Source organism: Nannocystis bainbridge, assembly GCF_028368995.1.
GTDB classification, from domain to species: Bacteria; Myxococcota_A; Polyangia; order Nannocystales; family Nannocystaceae; genus Nannocystis; species Nannocystis bainbridge.
In genome coordinates, this window is the sequence record NZ_JAQNDL010000001.1 from 2,733,949 (window position 1) to 2,755,111 (window position 21,163).

Annotated in this window: 17 protein-coding genes and 1 tRNA gene; 8 read left to right on the top strand and 10 right to left on the bottom strand. The window is 71.1% G+C overall.

Annotated elements, in window-relative coordinates:
- Nucleotides 1–77 precede the first annotated feature (77 nt).
- Nucleotides 78–1,292, top strand: a complete 1,215-nt coding sequence (locus POL25_RS10715) for a hypothetical protein (protein WP_272085854.1) — start codon at nt 78–80, stop codon at nt 1,290–1,292.
- Nucleotides 1,293–1,343: 51 nt separating this feature from the next.
- Here the strand turns inward: POL25_RS10715 and POL25_RS10720 are convergent, their stop codons facing one another.
- A complete protein-coding gene (locus POL25_RS10720) occupies nt 1,344–2,534 on the bottom strand; it encodes a hypothetical protein (RefSeq protein ID WP_272085855.1) in 1,191 nt (396 codons plus the stop codon).
- A gap of 13 nt (nt 2,535–2,547) precedes the next feature.
- On the bottom strand, nt 2,548–3,927 hold the full coding sequence (locus POL25_RS10725) for a parallel beta-helix domain-containing protein (protein WP_272085856.1): 1,380 nt from the start codon (nt 3,925–3,927) through the stop codon (nt 2,548–2,550).
- A gap of 191 nt (nt 3,928–4,118) precedes the next feature.
- Here POL25_RS10725 and POL25_RS10730 point away from each other — a divergent pair, with 191 nt between their 5' ends.
- Complete coding sequence (locus POL25_RS10730) at nt 4,119–6,353, top strand: alkaline phosphatase D family protein (protein ID WP_272085857.1); 2,235 nt, start codon at nt 4,119–4,121, stop codon at nt 6,351–6,353.
- 129 nt (nt 6,354–6,482) lie between these two features.
- Here POL25_RS10730 and POL25_RS10735 read toward each other — a convergent pair whose 3' ends face one another.
- The 3 genes from POL25_RS10735 to POL25_RS10745 form a co-directional block, all read right to left on the bottom strand.
- A complete protein-coding gene (locus POL25_RS10735; protein ID WP_272085858.1) occupies nt 6,483–7,499 on the bottom strand; it encodes a hypothetical protein in 1,017 nt (338 codons plus the stop codon).
- Nucleotides 7,500–7,668: 169 nt separating this feature from the next.
- On the bottom strand, nt 7,669–8,421 hold the full coding sequence (locus tag POL25_RS10740) for a LolA family protein (protein ID WP_272085859.1): 753 nt from the start codon (nt 8,419–8,421) through the stop codon (nt 7,669–7,671).
- A gap of 163 nt (nt 8,422–8,584) precedes the next feature.
- On the bottom strand, nt 8,585–11,434 hold the full coding sequence (locus POL25_RS10745; RefSeq protein ID WP_272085860.1) for a DNA translocase FtsK 4TM domain-containing protein: 2,850 nt from the start codon (nt 11,432–11,434) through the stop codon (nt 8,585–8,587).
- A gap of 208 nt (nt 11,435–11,642) precedes the next feature.
- Here POL25_RS10745 and POL25_RS10750 point away from each other — a divergent pair, with 208 nt between their 5' ends.
- Nucleotides 11,643–12,461 carry an OmpA family protein gene (locus POL25_RS10750; protein WP_272085861.1) on the top strand — a complete coding sequence of 273 codons (819 nt, stop codon included), beginning with the start codon at nt 11,643–11,645 and terminating at the stop codon, nt 12,459–12,461.
- A gap of 99 nt (nt 12,462–12,560) precedes the next feature.
- On the opposite strand, the gene POL25_RS10755 is transcribed toward POL25_RS10750, so the two are convergent.
- On the bottom strand, nt 12,561–13,046 hold the full coding sequence (locus tag POL25_RS10755) for a hypothetical protein (RefSeq protein ID WP_272085862.1): 486 nt from the start codon (nt 13,044–13,046) through the stop codon (nt 12,561–12,563).
- A 131-nt stretch (nt 13,047–13,177) separates the two neighbouring features.
- On the opposite strand from POL25_RS10755, the gene POL25_RS10760 reads away from it, so the two are divergent.
- Together POL25_RS10760 and POL25_RS10765 are read left to right on the top strand one after the other, a co-directional pair.
- Nucleotides 13,178–14,758 (top strand): benzoate-CoA ligase family protein, encoded by a 1,581-nt coding sequence (locus POL25_RS10760; RefSeq protein WP_272085863.1) that lies wholly within the window; start codon nt 13,178–13,180, stop codon nt 14,756–14,758.
- Between the two features lie 38 nt (nt 14,759–14,796).
- Nucleotides 14,797–15,573, top strand: a complete 777-nt coding sequence (locus POL25_RS10765) for a creatininase family protein (RefSeq protein WP_272085864.1) — start codon at nt 14,797–14,799, stop codon at nt 15,571–15,573.
- A 3-nt stretch (nt 15,574–15,576) separates the two neighbouring features.
- On the opposite strand, the gene POL25_RS10770 is transcribed toward POL25_RS10765, so the two are convergent.
- The 3 genes from POL25_RS10770 to POL25_RS10780 are packed head-to-tail and all read right to left on the bottom strand — an operon-like array spanning nt 15,577 to nt 16,590.
- Nucleotides 15,577–15,879, bottom strand: coding sequence for a putative quinol monooxygenase (locus POL25_RS10770; protein WP_272085865.1), 303 nt, complete (start codon nt 15,877–15,879; stop codon nt 15,577–15,579).
- A 13-nt stretch (nt 15,880–15,892) separates the two neighbouring features.
- Entirely contained in the window at nt 15,893–16,276 is a 384-nt protein-coding gene (locus POL25_RS10775) for a hypothetical protein (RefSeq protein ID WP_272085866.1), read from the bottom strand.
- A gap of 14 nt (nt 16,277–16,290) precedes the next feature.
- Nucleotides 16,291–16,590 (bottom strand): putative quinol monooxygenase, encoded by a 300-nt coding sequence (locus POL25_RS10780; RefSeq protein WP_272085867.1) that lies wholly within the window; start codon nt 16,588–16,590, stop codon nt 16,291–16,293.
- A 292-nt stretch (nt 16,591–16,882) separates the two neighbouring features.
- On the opposite strand from POL25_RS10780, the gene POL25_RS10785 reads away from it, so the two are divergent.
- Nucleotides 16,883–17,707, top strand: a complete 825-nt coding sequence (locus POL25_RS10785) for a peptidylprolyl isomerase (RefSeq protein WP_272085868.1) — start codon at nt 16,883–16,885, stop codon at nt 17,705–17,707.
- Between the two features lie 76 nt (nt 17,708–17,783).
- On the opposite strand, the gene POL25_RS10790 is transcribed toward POL25_RS10785, so the two are convergent.
- Entirely contained in the window at nt 17,784–18,374 is a 591-nt protein-coding gene (locus POL25_RS10790; protein WP_272085869.1) for a 5-formyltetrahydrofolate cyclo-ligase, read from the bottom strand.
- Nucleotides 18,375–18,534: 160 nt separating this feature from the next.
- Between POL25_RS10790 and POL25_RS10795 the strand changes: the two genes are divergently transcribed.
- A tRNA-Gly gene (locus tag POL25_RS10795) sits at nt 18,535–18,607 on the top strand.
- A gap of 107 nt (nt 18,608–18,714) precedes the next feature.
- Nucleotides 18,715–21,111, top strand: coding sequence for a hypothetical protein (locus POL25_RS10800; RefSeq protein ID WP_272085870.1), 2,397 nt, complete (start codon nt 18,715–18,717; stop codon nt 21,109–21,111).
- Nucleotides 21,112–21,163 lie beyond the last annotated feature (52 nt).

Sequence of the window (21,163 nt, forward strand, 5' to 3'; positions counted from 1 at the left end):
AGGCTCGCGGATCTCGCCGGCACGGCCGTCGCGGCAAGGCAGGGCCGAGCACGCTCCGCCCGGTCCTCGCGGTCCTCATGACGACGCTGGCCGCCTGCGCGATCGAGCGCGGCAAGCCGTGGGGGCCGCCGGTGGTGCCCGCGGTGCCGGCTGTCCCGGAGGTCAGCCTGGTCCTGCTCGGCGACGTGGGCGCGCGCGGCGGGGCGGGCCAGGCGACGGCGGTCGAGCTGCAGCGCGTGCTGGCCGAACACAAGCGGCGCGGCCGACCCGCGGTGGTGCTCTGGCTCGGCGACAACATCGGCCCGGTCGGCCCCGGCGACCTCGGCCGCTGCACCCCGGTGTCCGCCGCGTGGCAACAGAAGGGCCCGGCCGCGCTGGCGCGGGTGGTCCGCGACCACGTCGCCGCCGGCGGCGCGGTGCTGGCCGCGCTCGGCGAGCAGGACTGGCGCTGCGGCCAGCCCGAGCTCGAGCTGCAGTCCGAGCCCGACAAGGGCCCGCACCCGTGGGCCATGCCGGGCCACAACTACGCGTTCGCCGTCTATCCCGACGGACATGTCCGTGTGACCATGTCCTGTGCGACAGGTCTTTGCGCACCGGGCCCCAAGGACATGTCCCCCGAGACATCTCCGCTGGTCGAGCTGGTGGTGGTCGACAGCGCCGCCTGGCTGGCGCCGCCGCCCGTCGCCACCCCGGCGGCCGCGCGCGCCGACCAGAGCCTGGCCGAGCAGGAGGCGCTGCTGGCCGCGCTGACGGCTTCACCGACCGCGTGGCCGCGCCTGCTCGTCAGCCACCACCCGCTCGAGAGCGCCGGCCCGCACGGCGTCGGCGGGATGTACAGCGACAGCGGCTTCTACCTCCACGCCGCGCCGGTGCGCCGGGCCGTCGACGCCGGGCTGTTCGCCGGGGCGCTGTCGGCCCACGACCGCATGCTGCTGGCGACCGCCGACATCGGCGCGGCGACCAAGCGCTCGAGCCGCTACTGGCTCAAGCACCCGGTGTTCCAGGTCGTGTCGGGCTCGGCCTCGGCCCCCGACAGCCGCGCCGGGGCCCGCGGCGCCTGGTACTTCCAGAGCACGACGCTGCGGGCCGAAATGCAGACCCAGCGCCCCGGCTTCGCCGAGCTCTACGTGCGCGAGGACAGCGTGACCGCGGTGCTCCGCCGCCGCCGCGCCGGCCGCTGGGGCGCAGGCACGCTGACGATCCCGCTCGGACGCCCGCCCCACCCGGCCGAGACGCCGTCGCCGGTGATGGACCCCTGCCTGTACTGCGACCCGGTCCCGCCGCGCCAGTGAGGCTGTCCCGGCCTCACGTGGGCGCAGCGAGCACCTGTCCCGAGCGCCAGCTCAGGGCTTCATCTCGCAGTCCTTCTCCGGCATGGCGCCGATCCAGTCGCGGATCAGCTGGACCCCGTGCGCGTCGATCACCCGGTTCGGCAGCTCGGGCATCTTGATCTCCGGGTCGAGCGAGTCCATGCGGAACATGACGATGCTGTCGTCCGGCTTGCCCGGGACGATGTCGTGGTAGCGGCCCCCGGCGCCAGGGCCCGCGGCGGCCGGCACCTTGCACACGCCATACTTGGCCGGATCGCCCTCCCAGCCGAGGAACACCAGCCCGCTCTTGCCCGCGCCCGCGCCGAGGCGGTGGCAGTGCGAGCAATTGGCGTGCAGGTACGAGCGGGCCCGGTCGTCGAGCGAGGCGTCGCCGAACGGGTCGACGAACCGCGGCATCGCCTGCATGTCGGGCAGCGACCCCGCGAACATGTCCTGGGCGGCGAGCCACTCGATCTGGTTGACGGCCTGCCCGTCGACGCTCACCTGCATGTTGAGCTGATGGGTGATCACCCCCAGCAGGTGGGTGGTGTCGTCGCGCTCGTGGCAGCTCTCGCACTGGTCGAGGTTGGGCACGATGTACTCCTCGACCTGGGCCTCGCCGTCCTCGTCGATGAACTCGACGTCGACCCGCTTGCCGATCTTGTGCAGCGTGGCCTCGGTCTGCTCGTCGTTCCACAGGTACGTCACCGACTGCCACGCGCCGGCCTCGAGGTACAGGAGGCGCGTCTCGATCATCCGCCGCCCCGCGGCCGGGTCGCGGCGGTCGTGGTCGAACCAGAAGTTCTTGATGATCACGGAGCCGTCCGGGAAGCTCCAGTCCTCGCCGTCGGTGAAGCCGATCGCGCCGCCCTCCGGCAGGACGATGAAGCGGCCCTTGCCGGCCGCGTCGGACCACAGCGGCGCGACCACCGTGTAGGGCACCACGCCGTCCTTCGGCCCCAGGTCGACCATCGGGTCGCCGAAGAAATCGTAGTCGCTGAGCTTCGGCAGCGGCCACGGGCCCTCGAGCGGGCAGCGCGTGGACCCGGCGCACGGGTCGCCGGTGGTCGGCGCGGTCGTGTCGCCGGAGCCGGTGCCGGTGCCGGACGTCGTCTCGGTCCCGCCGGCCGTCTCGGTGTCCGCCTTGCCGGCCTCGCCGCAGCCGGCACCGACGATCAAGATGGCCGCAAGACCATGTCCTCGCATCCATGTCCTCCGGGGCATGTCGGGTCTCCGTTCAGCCGGCCGGCAGCTCGGGCAGGCTGATGCCCTCGCAGGTGACCGGGCCCAGGTCGGTGCTCTTGTCGGCGAGGCCGCCGCACAGGTCGAAGTTCATGTAGTCGGCGTCGCCGTTCTGCCACAGGCAGTTGACCAGCGCCGGGTCCATCGCCATCGCGTCGGGGTCGAGGCAACCGTCGAAGATGATGTCGGGCGTGGGCACGCCGACCACCCCGTCGATCGGCGTGGCGGGCATCGTCCCGTTGTCCTCGAAGCTGTTGTCGTGGATGTAGTTGCCCTCGGCGTACTGATCGAAGTTGGGGTCCTCGGCCGGCTCGAGCCCGATCGCCTCGTTGTAGCTGACGAGGATCACGCCGGTGGTGCGGTTGCCGCGGATGATGTTGTCGCGGATCTCGTTCTCGTCGGCGGCCAGGACCATGAAGCCGATGCCCGGCGGGACCGCGGCCACCGAGGTGCCGGGGATGCCGAAGTTGTTGCCGTTGTTGTTCTCGACGATGTTCTCGTAGCAGAGCGTGTGCTTGCCGTCCTGGACCGGCAGGCCCGGGAGGTTGAAGATCAGGATGCCGGCGGTGTTGTCGTGGGTGTGGTTGCGGCGCACCGTCGCCCCGGTCGAGTTCTCGATCTCGATGCCGGCGACGTTGTCGTAGGCCTCGTTGTCCTCGACCAAAATGTTCGTCGACTGGCCGACGTAGATCCCCGCGTCGCGGGCGCCGATGACCCGCGAGTTGCGGATCACCACGCCGGTGGAGCCGACCGGGTAGAAGCCGTAGGCGCCGCTCTCCTCCGACTCCTTGGCGGCCCACTCGACCGAGATGTCGTCGAAGGTGATGTCGGCGACGTCGTCGCCGCGGATGCCGTCGCCCGGCGTCTCCTTCACGGTGAACGACTTCACGGTGACGCCGTCGCCGCTGATCTTGATGCCGTTGGCGCCGAGGTCCTGGGTGCTGAAGTCGAGGATCGTCAGGTCGCGGCCGGCGCCGCGCAGGGTCAGGTTGTCGGCCGAGATCGAGATCTCGGTGTTGAGCGAGAAGGTGCCCTCGGCCATGCAGACGACGTCGCCGTCGGCCGCGTCGAGCAGCGCGCCTTGCAGCGCCGCAACGTCGTCGTCGCTCGGGCTGACGAGCGCGTCGCAGTCGGCCGGAATCGGCTCGCCGGTGGTCGGCTCGGTGCCCTGCGTACCGTCAGTCGTGGTCGGCTCGGTCCCCTGCGTGCCGTCGGTCCCCTGCGTGCCGTCGGTCCCCTGCGTGCCGGCGGTCGAGTCGGTGGTGTCGGTGTCGCCCTTGTCGTCGCCACCACATGCCCCGAGGGACAGGCTGAGCGCGAGGCCGGCGGCGGCGCGCGCGAAGGAGAGGGAGCGACAGGGACCAGGAGACTTCATGCCAGGCATTTCACACCTTCATACCCGATGCGAGGACCGCGTCGCCAGATCGACGGTCGCGTGACGTCTTCTTCACGCACTGCACCGCGCACGCCGCCGCCGTGATGAGCCGCGGCAAAACGCACGGGGCGCGGACCCGCGAGCGTCTGCGCAGACTGCGATAGAGTCGCCGACGGGGAGCCACTGACTCAATGACTCAACGATTTTCTCGCCGCCAATTCTTGCGTGCGACGCTCGTCAGCGTCGTCTCCGCCGGCCTGTCCGCCTGCAAGGGCGACGGCGACGGGGTCACCGACAGCGACGGCTCGACGGGCACGGACGGCACCGAACCGACCGGCAGCACCGCGCCGACGACCGGCGCCGAGGAGCCGCTGCTCGACGGTGAGGCGTACTTTCCCCAGTCGGTGGCGTCCGGCGACCCGCGGCCCGACAGCGTGATCCTGTGGACCCGCATCGACGACGCTGCGGCGGGCGACGGTGATCTCGAGCTCACCGTGGAGGTGGCGACCGACCCCGAATTCACGGTGCGCGTCGACCTCGACGCGGCCAGCGCGGCGGTCCCGTCCCGCGCGATGTTCGACCGCTGCGCCAAGGCCAAGATCAAGGGCCTCGAGCCCGCGACCACCTATTATTATAGATTCGTTCACAATCGCGAAGACGGCCGATACGCCAGCCAGGTCGGCAAAACCCGCACTGCGCCGGCTCCTGAGGCCGATGTCGCGGTCCGCTTCGCCTACGCGTCGTGCCAGGATTTCAACGGCCGCTATTATAATAGCTACCGCGGCCTGCTGGCCGAGCCGGATCTGGACTTCTTCGTTCACCTCGGTGACTACATCTACGAAACTACCGGCGACCCGACGTTCCAGGCGGCCGGCCGCGGGATCGCGTTCTCGGACACGGCCGGGGCGATCGTGTTCAACGAGGGCACCGAGACCGAGTACTTCGCGGCCAAGAGCCTCAGCAATTACCGCGAGCTGTACCGCGGCTATCGCTCCGACCCGGCGCTGCGGCGCGTGCACGAGAGCCTGGCGATGATCGCGGTGTGGGACGACCACGAGTTCAGCGACGACTGCTTCGGCGCGACCGCGACCTACTTCGACGGCCGCGTCGACGAGCACGACGAGGCCCGCCGCAAGCACGCCAACCAGGCGTGGTTCGAGTACATGCCGATCGACTTCGGCGACGACGAATTCGTGTACGACCCGAGCAAGCCGTACCCGCAGGACATCAAGATCTACCGCGATTTCCGGTTCGGCAAGCACCTCCACCTGGTGATGACCGACCTCCGCAGCTATCGCCCCGACCACCTGATCCCCGAGGACGGGTTCCCCGGCGCAGTGGTGCTCGACGAGGCCGCGCTGGTCGAGCAATTCGGCTCGCTGCCCGAGTTCGCCGGGCCGTACGTCGACGACATCGACACCTACCAGGACGGCGTCTACAAGGACGCGCTGACCGCCGCCGCCGCCGCGCTCGGCTTCGACCCCGCGCTCGTCACCGGCAAGATCGACGCGAACTTCATCAACAACACCCTGGCCGCGGTCGACGATGCGACCCCGCCGATCGACGAGGCCGAGCTGGCGACGCTGCCGCGCGGGCTGTCGTTCCTCGGCCTCGGCAAGCGCGGCATCCACGGCTCGATCGGCGCCCGCTACTTCGTCGTCAAGCCGGCCTTCGACGCCTGGGCGGCGGCCCGCGCCAAGGCGGAGCCGGCCTCGGTCGACGTCATGGGCGCGGCCCAGCGCGAGTGGTTCCTGCAGACCATGAAGGGCTCGACGGCGACGTGGAAGGTGTGGGGCACCGAGTACACGCTGATGCCGCTGGTGATCGACCTGACGTCGTTCCCGATCGAGCCGTTCAACCAGCTCTACTACATCAACGTCGACCAGTGGGACGGCTTCAACCCGGCCCGCGACGCGCTGCTCGGCGAGCTGCAGGCGGTCGACAACGTGGTCGCCATCACCGGTGACATCCACGCCTTCTACGCCGGCACGCCGATGGTCGCCGGCGCGCCCGACGAGAAGATCGTCGAGCTGGTCGGCGCGGGCATCAGCTCGACGCCGTTCCAGTCGCTGCTGGTGCTGCAGGTCGCGGCCGACCCGACCCTCAGCAGCCTGCCGGGCGCCGGCATGCTGGCCGCGGCGATCGACGCCCTGTTCACCGGCACGACCACCAACCCGCACCTCGCCTTCGCCGACTCGAGCCGCAACGGCTTCGTCAGCGTGGTCGTCGACGGGGCCGGGTTCGACGCGACCTTCCACATGCTGAGCGAGAGCGAGTCGCTGATCGACTACGAGGGCATGGACGACGCCCTGGCCGGCAAGTTCAAGCGCGAGAAGTTCCAGGTCAAGCCCGGCGGGCGCGACCTCTACCGCGACTTCGCCGGCACCTACAAGCGCTGGGACCCGACCACCAACACGTGGGTCTGACCTTTCGGACATGGCCGATCGGGCATGTCCGAAGCGACACCCGATCCGCAAAATAAAACGCGGCCACCGCCGATGCGGTGGCCGCGGTGGGCCGCCCCGGGCTCCCTCCCCGGGACGCGCTCACGGAGCTCAGAGCACGTTGAAGATGAGGGCGAAGACGGCCGCCTTGGCGCTGCCGGCGGTGCCCGTCAGCCCGGTGGCGGCGCCGTCGACCTCGACGGTGAACTTCTCGGCGATCGACGGGTTCAGCAGGATGAACACGCCGTTGCTGCTGGTGCCGTCGATGTTGAAGCCCATGCCGTCCTCGTCGAGGTAGCGGATCGGCGCGGTCGAGCCGTCGCTCTCCGGAATGACCCGCGCGCCGGCGACCGGGGCGCCGTCCTTGCGCACGAGGCCGACCACGCCGCCGTTTTCGCCGAGCGGCAGGGCGTCGAGGACCGCCTGGTCGGCGTCGGCCTCGAGGTAACCTGACCATTCGGTCAGCTTGGCGGTGGGCACGGTCCAGATGTCGTGGATGCCGTTGAGCGGCGGGTACAGCGTGGTGCCCTCGTAGGGCTGGGCCAGGCCGGTGGCGGTGAGGTAGTAGTCGCCGCCGCCGACGACGCCGATGACGCCGATGCCGGTGTTGACCGGGGTCTCGGAGGTGGCGTCGATGCGGCCGTCAGCGCCGGAGGTGACCTTGACGATGTCGACCGCGCTGTCGATGCCCTGAATGGCAGCCAGGGCGCCGACGACCCGCAGCTCGGCGCCGGCGATCGGCGCACCGGTGGCGAAGTCGGTCAGCGTGCCGATGAAGCGGGTGTTGCCGCACTCGGCCCGCGCGCCGCAGACGGCGTCGGTCTGGCTGTCGGTCCACTTGACGCACGACTCGGACTCGCAGTCGGCGTTGGCGGTGCACGGCGAACCCTCGGCGCCGGCGCCCGGCATCTGCATGCCATCCTCGCACGCGCCGCTGGTGGTGGTCGGCGTGGTCGTGCCCGCGGTGTCGTCGGTCGTCGCGGTCCCGTCCGTGGCGTCGGTCGTCGTCGTCGTCGGCGTCGTGCCGGCGGTCGACTCGGTGCTCTCGGAGGTGCCCGTCGACGCGTCGGTCGCGGTGGTGCCTTTGTCGTCGCCACAGCCGACCGTCGCAACGAGCGCGGTCAGCAAACTCAGAGTAACCAGGGAAGTGCGCTGCATGGTCGTAGTCGGCGCCACGGTACACAGGCGAGACCCGCCGCGCAACCGACGCCGGCAGCACGATCGCTTCCGCAAACGCGAGCGGGCCCGCACGCTGCGCGCGCGGGCCCGGGACCTCACCGCGGACTTGAAGCCGCGATCACTGCCGCGTCTCGACGTAACCCTTCGGCACCGCGTACTTGAAGTCCTTGGCCGCCAGGTTCTGGTTGCTGGCGACGTCGGTCAGCACGAAATGGTTGGTGCTGTTGTCCTGCGCCCGGACCACGAACGAGTCGACCCGGCCCGTGAGGTCGTCGACGATCAGCAGCAGCGACTTGTAGTGCGGGTTCTGCTCCTTGGGCTTGAGCTCGATGACCTTGTGCCCCGGCATGCCGTAGCTCTTGGTCGGCTGCTCGGGCGCCATCCGCACCTTGAACTCCTTGATCAGCTTCTGCCCGCCGAACAGGAACTTCATCGCGCCGGCGAGGTTCGAGTTGCCCTCGACCTTCTGGCTGACGACCTGCCGCGTGTCGTGCTCGACCACCCACAGCTTCTGGCCGTCGACATAAAAGTCGGGGTCGGCCTTGCCCTCGTAGTCCCACACCATCATGCCGGGCTTCTTGAGCCGGAGGTCGCCGTTGCTGACCGTGCGCGTGCCGTAGACCGGGTGCACGTAGGTCTGCTTGAACTTGCAGACGAGGTCGGTGGTGCCGTCGTAGAACGACTGCACCGAAGCGAGCACAGCCGAAGCGGACGGTTTCACGTCGGGCGCCGCGACCGGCGCAGCGGCCGCTTGTGCGGAGGCCCCCTGGGTCACGCTCAGGGGCAGCAGCGGAGCATCCATCGCGTCGGCGAGAGCAACATCGCTGCAGAAGAGGCCGAGAGAGAGCGCGCAGATCGTGAAGGCTTCCATGTTTGTGCTCCTGGGGCGGTGCCCCGTGGCCGTGAAGACGGGCGGTGGCTGGGGGCGATTCACCGCCGCGCCGTCGCCGCGAGCGCCGCCGCGCAGGGCCGCGCCGCGAGATTCCTAGCACACTTCCAGGCGTGCAGGCCCGGGCAGCGGAGATCTCGCCGACTCACGCGGCCTGGACGAACACCTCGCGCGGCGCCGTGCCCCGCGACGGGCCGATCACCCCCTCGGCCTCCATCATCTCGACGATCTTCGCGGCGCGGTTGTAGCCGATGTTGAGCCGGCGCTGGATCATGCTGGTGCTGACCTTGCGCGTCTCGGCGACGATCTGCACCGCCTTGTCGTAGAGGGAGTCGGCGCGTCGGTCGCTCGGCGCCTCCTCCTCCTCCTCGTCGCGCTTGGCCGTGATCGCCAGGTTGTACGTCGGCCGCGCCTGCTTGCGGATGAACGCCACGACCTTGAGGATCTCGTCCTCGGACACGTAGCAGCCGTGGACGCGCTGCGGCTGGCCGCCGCGGTCCATGTGCAGCATGTCGCCCATGCCGAGCAGCTGCTTGGCGCCCTTGCCGTCGAGGATCGTGCGGCTGTCGATGTCGCTCGTCACCTGGAAGGCGATGCGCGAGGGGAAGTTGTTCTTGATCGTGCCGGTGATGACGTCGACGCTCGGCCGCTGGGTCGCCAGGATCAGGTGGATGCCGCAGGCGCGCGCCTTGGCGGCGATGCGCGCGACGCTGGTCTCGACCTCCTTGCTGGCGACCATCATGAGGTCGGCGAACTCGTCGATGATGACGACGATGTACGGCATCTTCTCCGGCCGGTCGCCGACCTTGGCGCCGGTCGGCAGGCCGCCCATCGACTCGACCGGACCGTCGTCGTCGAAGCCGACGCCGCCGAGGAACTCGGCCGGGATGGCGTCCTCGCCCTCCTCGCGCGCCGCAGCGCTGGCGTCGGCCGCGGCCTCCTCGAGCGCCCGCTTCTCCGCCTCCCACTCGTCGATCAGCTGCGGCAGCTTCTTGTTGAAGCCGGCGATGTCGCGCACCTGAGCGTCGCTCAGCACGGCGTAGCGCCGCTCCATCTCGTCGACCGCCCAGCGCAGCGCCATGCTGGCCTGCTCGGCGTCGGTGATGACCGGCAGCAGCAGGTGCGGGATGTCCTTGTAGATGCTCAGCTCGAGCATCTTCGGGTCGATCATGATCATGCGCACGTCCTCGGGCGGGCACGCGAACAGCAGCGAACAGATCATCGCGTTGACGCCGACCGACTTGCCCGAGCCGGTCGCGCCGGCGACCAAAAGGTGCGGCGCCTTGGCCAGGTCGATCGCCACCGGCTTGCCGGTGATGTTCTTGCCGAGCACCATCGGCAGCTTGCCGCCGCGCGCGGCCTCGAAGGCCTCGCTCTCGAGGATCTCCTTGATCGAGACGGTCTCGCGGGTGGCGTTGGGGACCTCGAAGCCGACGGTCGCCTTGCCGGGGATCGGCGCAAGGATACGGATGGCGATCGCTTCGAGCGCCATGGCGAGGTCGTTCTCGAGGCTCTCGATGCGCGACAGCTTGACGCCCGGGTCGGGCTTGAACTCGTAGCGGGTGATCACCGGCCCGGGGTGGATCTTGGTGACCTTGCCGTTGACCCGGAACTGGGCGAGCGCGTGCTCGATGCGCTCGGCCTGCTCGAGCACGAAGTTCTTGTCGACCTCGACCGCGGGCGCGTCGGCGGTCTCGAACAGCTTCGACGGCGGCAGGTTGAACGGGCCTGAGGTCAGGCGGACGATGCCGGGGATCGACGGCACGCGCTCGACCGGCTTGGCCGCAGCAGCCGCGGGCGCGAGCGGCAGCTGTTCGGGCACGCGCGCGGGCGCAGGCGCGGGCGCGGGCGCGACGGGGGCGCGGGCGACGATCGCCGGCGCCAGGCTCTCCTCGTCGTCGAGCTCGGTGGTGACCTCGACGGTGGCCGCCAGCTCCTGCGGCCGCGGCGGGGCCTTCTTGACCGGCTTGGGCGCGGCCTTGACCGGCGCGGGCGCCGGAGCATCTGGCTCTTCGGACATGTCCTCGTCGACATGTCCCGAGGGCTCTTCGGCCTCGATCGTCACCTCGGGCTCGACCTTGGCCGGCTTGCGGCGGCGACGCGGCGCGACGTCCTCGGCGGGCTCGAGCTTCGGCTCGGCCTTGGGCTCGACCTTGGCCGCCTCGCCCTCGGGCCGCGTGGCCGTCAGCACGATCTCCGGCATGTCCTCCGGGCGACGCGCGACCTTCCGGTTCTTGCGCGGCGCCTCGGCCATGATCGCCGCGGGCACTGGCACCACCGGCGCCTCTTCCTCCTCGGCGACCTCGGCCTTGGGCTTGCGGCGGCGACGCTTGGGCTTGGGCTCCTCCTCGGCCTCCTCCTCCTCTTCCTCTTCTTCCTCCTCCTCGGCCTCTTCCTCGTCGACCTCCTCGTCCTCGTCGACCTCTTCGTCGTACTCCTCTTCCTCGTCGTCCTCGGCGCTGTCGTCCGGGCGACCGCGCAGCGACTCACCGATGCCGACCAGCCCGCCCCACAGGTACTGGCCGATGGCGATAAAGCCGCGACCGATCATGCGCACGGCGCCGATCAGGTGCGCGGTCGACAGCGGCGTCGAGGCGAACAGGCCGACGCACATCAGCGCGCCGGCGATCAGGTAGGTCCCTGCCCGATCGAACATGCCGAGGCCGATCTCGCCGAGCACCTCGCCAGCCAGGCCGCCGGCCGTGAAGCCGTAGATCCGGTAGACCGGGAACATCACGTGCAGCAGCACGCAGCCGGCCACCGTCGCCAGCGAGAAGCCGAGGCCCTCGCCCGAGCGCAGCTCCATCGCGTCGCCGTGCAGCGCCTTGACCCCGAGCCCGAGCACCCCGAGCACCAGCAGGTACGCGCCCATGCCGAGCGAGGCGTACAGCGCCCCCGCGACCAGGCGGCCGACCGGTCCCATCAGCGTGCCGGTGCCGAACTGATACGAGAACAGCCCGCCGAGCATGAGCACGCCGATGGCGAGCAGCACCACGCCGAGGAACTCGCCCCAGGGCCGTGGCAGCCCGTTAGAACTTTCGCGCGCATGCGCATTGCGCGCAGACTGAGAGCCGGCTCGTGGTTTGGCCATTTTCTCTGTGATCTCGCTGCGTTATGGCCCGAATGCCGGGCCCGGACCGCGAGGGTAAGCCCCGAACACGAGATGCGTCAAAAATTTGGCCGGCATGGGATAGCCTTCCGCCATGCGCAAGCTCGCCGTCCTCACGCTCCTGTCCACGCTGGCCCTGACCGGCTGCAAACGCAAAGAACTCGAGGCAGCCCTCGCCGAGACGCAGGCCAAGCTGTCGAAGACCGAGGGCGATCTGCGGAGCGAGCAGGGCAAGAACAAGCAGTTGAACGAGGAGAACACCTCGCTCAAGGACAAGATCGCCCAGCTCGAGAAGGACGTGGCGCGCCTCGGCAACGAGATCAAGGTGCTCGAGGAGCAGAACGCCGACCTCGCGCGCAAGGCCGGCGCGACCGCCGACGAGCTCAAGAAGCTGCGCGACGAGAAGGCCAAGCGCCTGGCCGAGCTGCAGGTCTACAAGGACCTGTTCGCCAAGCTCAAGTCGCTCATCGACGCCGGCACGATCCAGGTCGAGGTCCGCAAGGGCCGCTTCGTCGTCAAGCTGGCCAGCAGCATCCTGTTCGACTCCGGCAAGACCGACCTCAAGCCCGAGGGTCAGGCCGCGCTTTCGAACCTCGCCGGCGCGCTCAAGAGCCTCAACGATCGCGAGTGGCTGGTCGCCGGCCACACCGACAACGTCCCGATCAAGACCGCCAAGTTCAAGAACAACTGGGAGCTGTCGACCGCCCGCTCGGTCGAGGTCGTGCAGTTCCTCGTCACCCAGGGCATGCCGCAGGGCACCCTCGGCGCCGCTGGTTACGGCGACGTCGACCCGGTCGCCGACAACACCAGCGAGGACGGCAAGGCCAAGAACCGCCGCATCGAGATCGTCCTGATGCCGCTGCTCGGCGAGATCCCCGGCCTCAAGGAGATGCTCACCGGCGGCCAGAGCTGAGCCCCGGTTCGCCCCGCCCACGCGGCCGCCTCCGGGCGGCCGTCTTCGTTGGGTCACCGGCGTGCGCTCGGCGTGCGCGACGGGCTCGCCGCGCTCGCCTCACGCCAGCACGCGCAGGTGCTTGCGCTCGATCAGGTCGAGCTGCACCCGCAGGTTGGCCTGGCCGGCCACGTGCCAGCGGTCGCCGGGCGTCGATGGTTGCACCTGCAAGAGCGGCGTCCCGGGCATCTCGGTCAGCTCGCCGTCGTCGTCGCGCACGTGGTAGAGCGCGGCGTAGGGCGCGTTGGCGATCGAGCCATGGATGATGAGCTGGACGTCGAGCACCCCGCGGCGCGCGGCGACCCGCAGGACCTCGGTGCAGCGGCTGCGCGGCACCCGGTACAGCCGCGGCGCCGGCTCGAGCTCGCGGCGGTAGGCGATCGTCGGGCCCAGCACCGCGTTGCGGTTGAGCTGCAGCTCGACGCGGATCCCCTGCGACGGCGGCGCCTCCGGCGACAGCGGCCGCTCGAGCGACACCCAGCGCAGCCAGACCACGAACGCGTCGCGGTCGAGATCGAAGGCGAGGCGCGGGTAGACGACCTCCACGGGGCGGGGAACATACCGCAGCTCGCCCGCCTGTGGGGGCGCGGCGGCGCGGCGGCCGGGGCTCCGTGAGGCCTCGCACCCGCCCGCGGCTGCCCGTGCGCGCGGCCCTTGTGGGATTTTGCCCGCGCCCCATGCCTGCACCGATCGTCGTCCCCGATCGCCTCAACATGGTCGAGTGGTTCCTCGACGCCCGCGTCGCCGAGGGCCTCGGCGACAAGACCGCGATCTACTGCGGCGACGCGCAGGTGACCTACCGCGAGCTGGTGGCCGCGTCGTGTCGCGTCACCAACCTGCTGCGCTCGCTCGGCCTGCGCATCGAGGATCGCGTGCAGCTGCTGCTGCTCGACACCCCGGAGTTCGCGGCCGCGTACTTCGGCGTGTTGCGGGCCGGCTGCGTGGCGGTGCCGACCAACACCTGGCTGCTGCCGGCCGACTACGCCTACTACCTCGAGTACGCGCGGCCGCGGGTGGTGATCGTCGACGCCGAGATCTACCCGCAGCTCGAGCCCGTGTGGCGCGAAGCGCCCTACCCGCCGATCGTGATCGTCGTCGACCGTGCCGGCGAACCTGTCCCGAAGGACACCCTCGACTGGCACGCCGAGCTGGCCCGCCAGCCCGACACCGCGCGCACCGAGCCGACCTATCGCGACGACTTCTCGACCTGGCTCTCGTCGTCGGGCTCGACCGGCAAGCCCAAGTGCGTCGTCCACATGCACCACGATTTCGTGTGGAACACCGTCGCCTACGCCCAGCGGACCCTCGGCATCACCCGCGACGACATCACGATCTCCGCGCCCAAGCTGTTCTTCGGCTACGCGCTGGCCAGCAACATGCTGTTCCCGTTCAGCGTCGGCGGCAGCTGCGTGATGGTGCCCGAGCGCGTCGCGCCCGAGCGCTGGTACGGCCTGATCGAGCGGTACCGCGCGACCCAGTTCGTGACCGTGCCGACGACGATCGCCAAGATGCTCGACCACCTCGACGAGGCCGGGCGGCGCGACCTGTCGTCGCTGCACTCGCTGGTCAGCGCCGGCGAGGCGCTGCCGTCGCGGCTGTACCGGCTGTGGAAGCAGTCGACCGGGGTCGAGATCTTCGACGGCATCGGCTCGGCCGAGATGTTCCACGTCTACATCACCAACCGCCCCGGCGACGTCAAGGACGGCAGCCTCGGCAAGCTCGTCGACGGCTACACCTACCGCCTGATCGACGACGACGGGCGCGACGTGCCGCCCGGCGAGATCGGCACCCTCGTGATCACCGGGCCCTCGGCCGGCCAGGGCTACTGGCGCATGCGCGACCAGAGCCGCGCGACCTTCTGGGGCGACTCGGTCAAGGGCGCCGACAAGTTCCACGTCGACAGCGACGGCTACTTCTGGTTCTGCGGCCGCGGCGACGACATGCTCAAGTGCTCGGGCGTGTACGTCTCGCCGGTCGAGGTCGAGAACTGCCTCCTCGGCCACCCGGCCGTGCACGAGGCCGGGGTGGTCGGCTACCGCGACGCCGACGGGCTCGAGCGCGCGGTCGCCTACGTCGAGCTGGCCGCCGGGCACGCCGCCGGCGAGGCGCTGGCCGCCGAGATCCTGGCCCACGCCCGTGCCAACATCGCCGCCTTCAAGGCCCCGCGCCGGGTCGAGTTCATCGCCACCCTGCCGCGCACCGAGACCGGCAAGATCAAGCGCGGCGAGCTGCGCAAGCTGGCCGCCGCGCTCACCTGAACCTTTCGACATGTCCTGAAGGACCTGGCCTGAGTACCATGACCGAAAAGACACCCGGCCTCTACGTCCGCTTCGCCGAGCTGAGCTACCCCGAGGTCGAGCGGCTGCTGGCGCTGCCGCAGCCGAAGATCGCCCTGCTGCCGGTCGGCAGCACCGAGGCCCACGGCCCGCACCTGCCGCTGGCGACCGACAGCCTGATCGGCGAGGCGGTGGTCGGCCTGGCCGCCGGCGAGCTGGCGGCCCGCGGGCACCTGGCGGCCGCGCTGCCGCCGATCCACTACGCGGTGACCGAGTGGGCCAAGGAGTTCGCCGGCTCGACGTCGATCGACGCCGAGGTCGCGATCGGCCTGGTCCTCGGGACCTGTCGGGCGATGCGGGCGATGGGCTTCGACCGCGTGGTGGTGTTCACCGCCCACCTCGAGCCCGACCACATCGGCTCGCTGCGGGAGGTCGCGCGCCGCTATCAGGCCGAGACCGGTGACGTGCTGCTGTTCGTCGACACCACCCGACGCGCGCTCGCGGCCCGGTTGACGCCGGAGTTCCAGAGCGGCTCGTGTCACGCCGGCCGCTACGAGACCAGCCTGGTCCTGGCGATCCGCCCCGACCTGGTGCGCATGGACCTGGCGGCCGCGCTGCCCGAGCACCCGGTCGCGCTCGCCGAGCACATCCGCGCCGGCAAGCGCGGCTTCCTCGAGTGCGACATGCCGCGGGCCTACTGCGGCGCTCCGGCCGACGCGACCGCCGACGAGGGCCGCGAGATCTTGGCGACCCTCGCCACCCTCGTCGTCGAGGCAGTGGTCGGCTCGCTGGCGTGAACCTCAGCGCTCGACGCTGCGGTAGCGGGCGAACCGCGGCTCGTGCAGCAGCAGCGGCGACAGCCGGGCCAGCAGCACCTTCACGTGCGGGCTGCGCATGTGAGCGTCGGCCGCGACCTCGCTGTCCCAGCGCTCGACGGTGACGAGCTGGCCCGGGTCGGCCGCCTGCTGCAGCACCTCGAAGCGCGAGCAGCCGCGCTCCGATCGGCTGCGCTCGGCCAGATCCTGGAGGAGGGAGATCGCGGTCACCAGAGCGGCGCGGTCGACGGTCAACTGCACGACGACGAGGAGCGATGGATTGAACACGGGCATACGACTCTCAGCGCAGCGCGGCGCGCATGCGGGTGATGGCGTCCGGGAGGACGACGCTGACCATGATGCCGAGCTGGGCGCGGGTGCAGTCGAGCGCCATGCCCATGCGGTACTTGTCGGACAGATCGACGACGATGATCATGACCTCCCCGTCCTCGCCGAGCCGCAGCATGGTCTGGTGCATGGTCTCGGGCACCGGCAGGCCGGTCCGCTTGAGCGTGTCGCCGATGCGGTCGAACAGGATGTTGAACAGCGCGCACGCCCGCGGCGAGGTGCGCAGGCCGGCGACCGACCTGCCCGAGTTCTTGGCGAACACGTCGATCGCGGCCAGGCCGCCGAGCATCGTGTCCTCCATCTCGCTGAGGGTCGCGTGGATCTCCGGCAGGTTCATGGCGCTCCTCGGGGTCAGGCCACGCGTACGTGGCGGACGATCGCCGACGGCTGCTCGAGCAAGGGGCCGATCGCCACGAAGGTCTGCTCGGTGTGGTCCGCGCCGAGGTGCGCGTCCGCGGCCTCGTCGCTGTCCCACGCCTCGATGACCACGAACTCGCGCGGGTCCGAGGTGCCCTGGTAGGCCTCGAAGCGGCGGTTGCCGGGCAGCTCCCGGCCGGCCTCGACCAGCGAGCGCATGGCGCCGGCGAACGTCTCCGGGGCCTGCGGCCGGGTCATCATGGTCGTGACGACGTGGACCGTTCGTTCTTCCATGCCCGCAAGTTGCGGGCCGCCCGCCGGGCTGTCGATTGCTGATTTCGTCGCTCGCCCCGGCGCCCGCGGGCCGGGCACTCGCGAATTTCCGCGACCGCCCGCCGTGGCCGCGTCGAAGAGCCAAGATGGGTTCTTGCGGCCGCTGCGAGCCGGGCGACGCACGGGCGGCCTTTGTGTCTGTCCTCCGGGACAGGTGTTCTCCGGCGCCGTCGCTTGTCGATATCCTTCAGCGGGCGACCGGGCGCGCGCGGCCGCTCGCTCGCGCCGGCTGCCGCGGTGTATCCTGGCCGCGATGACGCGCCCTGCCCTGTCCTGCCTCGTCCTGCTGCTGGCCGCCTGCGACGGCGGCGCCGCCAAGCCCGCGGGCCCGCCGGCCGAGCCGGCCGAGAAGGTCGCGGTCGCCCCGCCGACCAGGGCCGAGCCGGAGGCGCCGCCGACCCCGAAGTACCCGCAGGGCGAGGCCGACGAGGCGTGCACGAAGATCGTGGTGGTCGCCTGGCAGGGGGCCGAGGACGCCGAAGCGACGATCACCCGCGACAAGGCGGCCGCGCAGGCGCGCGCCGGGGAGCTGCAGAAGAAGCTGTCCTCCGGGACAGCCTTCGCCGAGCTGGCCGCCGAGTCCGACGAGCCGAAGACGAAGGCCAAGGGCGGGGCGATGGGCACCTACGCCAGGGACAATTGGCCGGACAAGTACGCGCCGCTCAAGGACGTGGTGTTCGCGCTCGGCATCGGCGAGACCTCGGCCGCGGTCGAGCACCCGCACGGCTTCGTGGTCGCCCAGCGCTGCAAGGTCGAGAAGGTGCACACGCGGCACATCCTGGTCCGCTACGCCGGGGCGCGGAACGCCGAGGCGAAGCTCAAGCGCACCAAGGAGCAGGCGCAGAAGCTGGCGACGGAGATCCACGTCGCTGCCAGCGAGCCCGGGGCCGACTTCGAGGCGCTGGCCAAGAAGCGCAGCGAGGACGGCTCGGCCGAGCGCGGCGGCGACCTCGGCGCGGTCGGCCGCGGCATGTTCGCCCCGGCCTACGAGGCCGCCGCGTTCGCGCTGAAGCCCGGCGAGCTCAGCGCGGTGGTCGAGAGCGACTTCGGCTTCCACGTGATCCAGCGGATCGAGTGACGGGCTGGGGCGGCATGCTGTCCTGGACGACATGCCCTCGCGGGCATGTCCTCTACAACATGCCCCCTCGGACATGTCACTCAGGACATGTGCAATCGAGCAGCCCGAGCTCGGTCGCCAGCGCGTGCACGCCGACGTCGTGCGGCTCCACGGGCAGCGTCTCGACCAGCTCGTCGGCGAAGCACAGGCCCACGCGGACCGGGCGCGAGGCGCTGCGCAGCGGGGCGGTCGCGCCGTCGTAGTGGCCCTTGCCGTAGCCGAGGCGGACGCCGGCGCGGGTGAAGGCGAGGCCGGGCATCAGCACCAGGTCGACGTCGGCGTCGGCCAGGGTGACGCCGGGACCGTCGCGCGGCTCGAGCAGGCCGAACGAGGCCGGCGCCAGAGCGGCGAGGTCGGTGACCGCCACGAACTCGAGGTTCTGCCGACGCGGCCCGGCCATGCGCGGCAGCCACAGCCGTTTTCCGGCCGCCAGCGCGGCGATCAGCAGCGGCCGGGTGTCGGGCTCGCCCTTCACGCCGACGAACGCGGCCACCGAGGTCGCCGCGCGCCAGCGGGCCTCGCCCAGCACGTGCGCGCACAGCTCGGCCGAGCGGGCCGCCACGTCCTCCGGCCCGCGTTCGCGCCGCCTCGCCGCGCTGTGCGCTCGAATGTCCGCCTTCGTAAGCATTCACGCGCACTTACCGCGGGCGGACGCCGCTCGCAAGAAAGCAGGCCGCGTGGGGTCTCCGGCCGGGACCTGCAGCCGCCGCCCGGTCGTCGCCCGGGCCCGTGGCGGATGCGCGCCGGACTTGCGGCCAGCCGCGCCCCCTGGTACACAGGGCGGCCTCGCGGGAGTAACTCAGTTGGTAGAGTGTCAGCTTCCCAAGCTGAATGTCGCGGGTTCGATTCCCGTCTCCCGCTCTCGATAGCAAGGCCCCACTCGGGGCCTTGTTTGCTTTCGGGGTCGGTTTGCTCGCGGGGCTCGCCTCCGTTGACGCTCGCGGCCCGCGTGTGAAACGCTGGCGGCGATGCTGCTGGCGTGGTTGCTCCTGCTGTCGGCGCCCGACGCGGACCGCCACGATTGTCGCGCCGGCGGGGCGCCGAGCTGCCCGCCGGGAATGACCGGACCGGCCTGCGACCTGGCCTGCGTCGGCGAGCGCTGCGATCACGCGCTGTACTGCCACGACGACGGCGACACCTACGGACTGTCGACATTCGGGGCCCGGCTGTTCACGCTGGGCCCTGGCGAGCCCGACTGGCTGGTGCGGCTGCGGCTGCTGCAATTCATCGTCGCTCACCCGCGCGACCTCGGCCTGCGCGACGGGCTGCGCGCGGGCGACCTCGGCGTGGCCGAGACGCCGGTCGTGCGCCGCGAGGCCGGCGCGCTGCGGCTGCTGCGATTGCGTCAGCGCTACCGCGAATGGCCGGTGTACGGCGCCGACGCCACCTTGACGCTGATCGCCGATCGCACCGGCGTGATCGGCATCCGCGGCGCGATCGCCGACGGCCGCGACGACTACGCCTTCGCCGCCGCGCCGGCCGCCCGCGACGTCGCCGCCGCCAGCGTGCTGGCCCACGCGGGCGCGCGCACGGGCCTCGCAGAGGGCGACCTGCGGCTGGTGAACCTGCGCCTGGTCGCGTTCCCGCGGGCGCGCGCGCTGGGCTGGGCCGCCGCGGTGTTCCACGGTCCGGCGCGGGTCGCCGACGTGGTCGTGGCCGCCGATCCGCGGGCCGCGAGCTTGCCGCTGCTGGCGTACGTCGACCCGCGCGGGGCCGGGCTCGGCGACACCGTGGCGTTCGCGGTGCGGGCCGAAGATCTGGCCAGCGACATCCACGACGCGACGATCGAGACGACGCTGGTGCCGACCACCGGCTCGCTGGCTGACGGCAGCGTGCGGCTGGCCGACGCGCGCGTGGTGCTGATCGACGCCGCCGGGGCCACCTCGCGCGCGGAGGCGCTGGCGAGCCCGATCCACGGCCAGCAAGGCGCCGAGTTCGACGCTTACCCCGACTCGCGTGAATACGGGCTGCAGAACACCTATTCGCTGCTGCGCCGCTACTATGATCATACCGACGCGATCTTGCACGGCCGCTGGGACAGCGCGATGCCGGCGCTGGGGCTGGAGAGCGCGCTGCCGGCGGGGCAGTTCGCGCCGCGGCTGATCGCCGCCGCCGACCCGGCCGTGCCGCTGTGCGGGGCGCAGGCCAGCTGGTGCGTGACGTCGGCCTGGGCCGGCGCGAGCGACGAGCCGCCCGAGGCGCTGCGCCACCCGCTCGGCGCCGGCCCGTACGAGGTCACCGGCGCGATGTACCTCAAGGGCACCAGCGCCTCGCCGTCGGTGCTGCCGCACGAGTTCGGCCACTTCGTCGATCTGTTCGCCGCGCCGGGCCTGATGTTCGAGCCGTTCGTGTGCATGCCGTGCGCGGCCGACTGCTACCCGGGCACCACCGACGACGTGCTGCCGCTGTCCGAGACCTACGCCAGCTTGATGGCGCTGTGGTTCTACGCCGTGCTCTACCCGGCGGCCGGGCAGGCCGATTCGTGCGTGACGCTGACGTCGCTCAGCCTGGGCGAGAACCGCAACCCGCACAACGCCGCCTGCCGACCCGGGGCCAGCGAGTTCTCGCGCTTCGTCGCCGACGACGACCCCGCCTGCGGCAACGGCGAGTCCAACTTCCCCGACCGCTGCGACTTGCCGACGCCGATCGACATCGATTTCGCCGAGGGCACCGGCCTGTGCGACCGCGGGCTCGGCTACGCGCTCGACAGCTGGTTCCAGGCCTTCTGGGAGCTGCTGCACGGCGAGACCTGCGCGACCGCGCCGCCATACGACTGCACGCCCCTGCCCGCGCTGAGCGCCGCGCCGGCCGCCGACGCGATCGGCCGCGCGCTCCTCTACGCGGCCCAGGTGTCGAGCGCGACCTACCGCGGGTTCGCCGACGACGTCGCCACGTACGTCGCCTGCAACCACGGCGAGGCGGCCTACCTCGAGCTCAACGAGGTCCTGTGCCACCACCACATCCGCCCGTGCGACGCGCCGACGCCGGCCGTCTGCGACTTCTGCGGCGACGGGGTCCGCAGCGGCGGCGAGGCCTGCGACGGCGGCGACCTCGGCGGCCAGACCTGCGCGGACCTCGGCCTCGGCGCCGGCGACCTGACGTGCGACGCGGCGTGTGAGTGGGTGGTCGATGGCTGCATGTCCGAAGAGACAGGCGATGACACGACCACCTCGTCGGGCGCCGAGGAGCTGCCGACCACCGGCGCGAGCGACGAGCCGACGAGCGACGCGGGCGCCACGTTCATCGTCCCACCGGCGACCGGCGGCGAGCACGGCGAGCCCGGCTGCGCGTGCGCGAGCGGCCCGGACGGCGCGTGGTGGCTGACCGCGCTGGCGCTGCTGCGGCGGCGCCGACGCGTCGCGTGATCTCTCATAGACCGCAAGGACATGTCCACCGGGACATGCCCTTTCAACCATG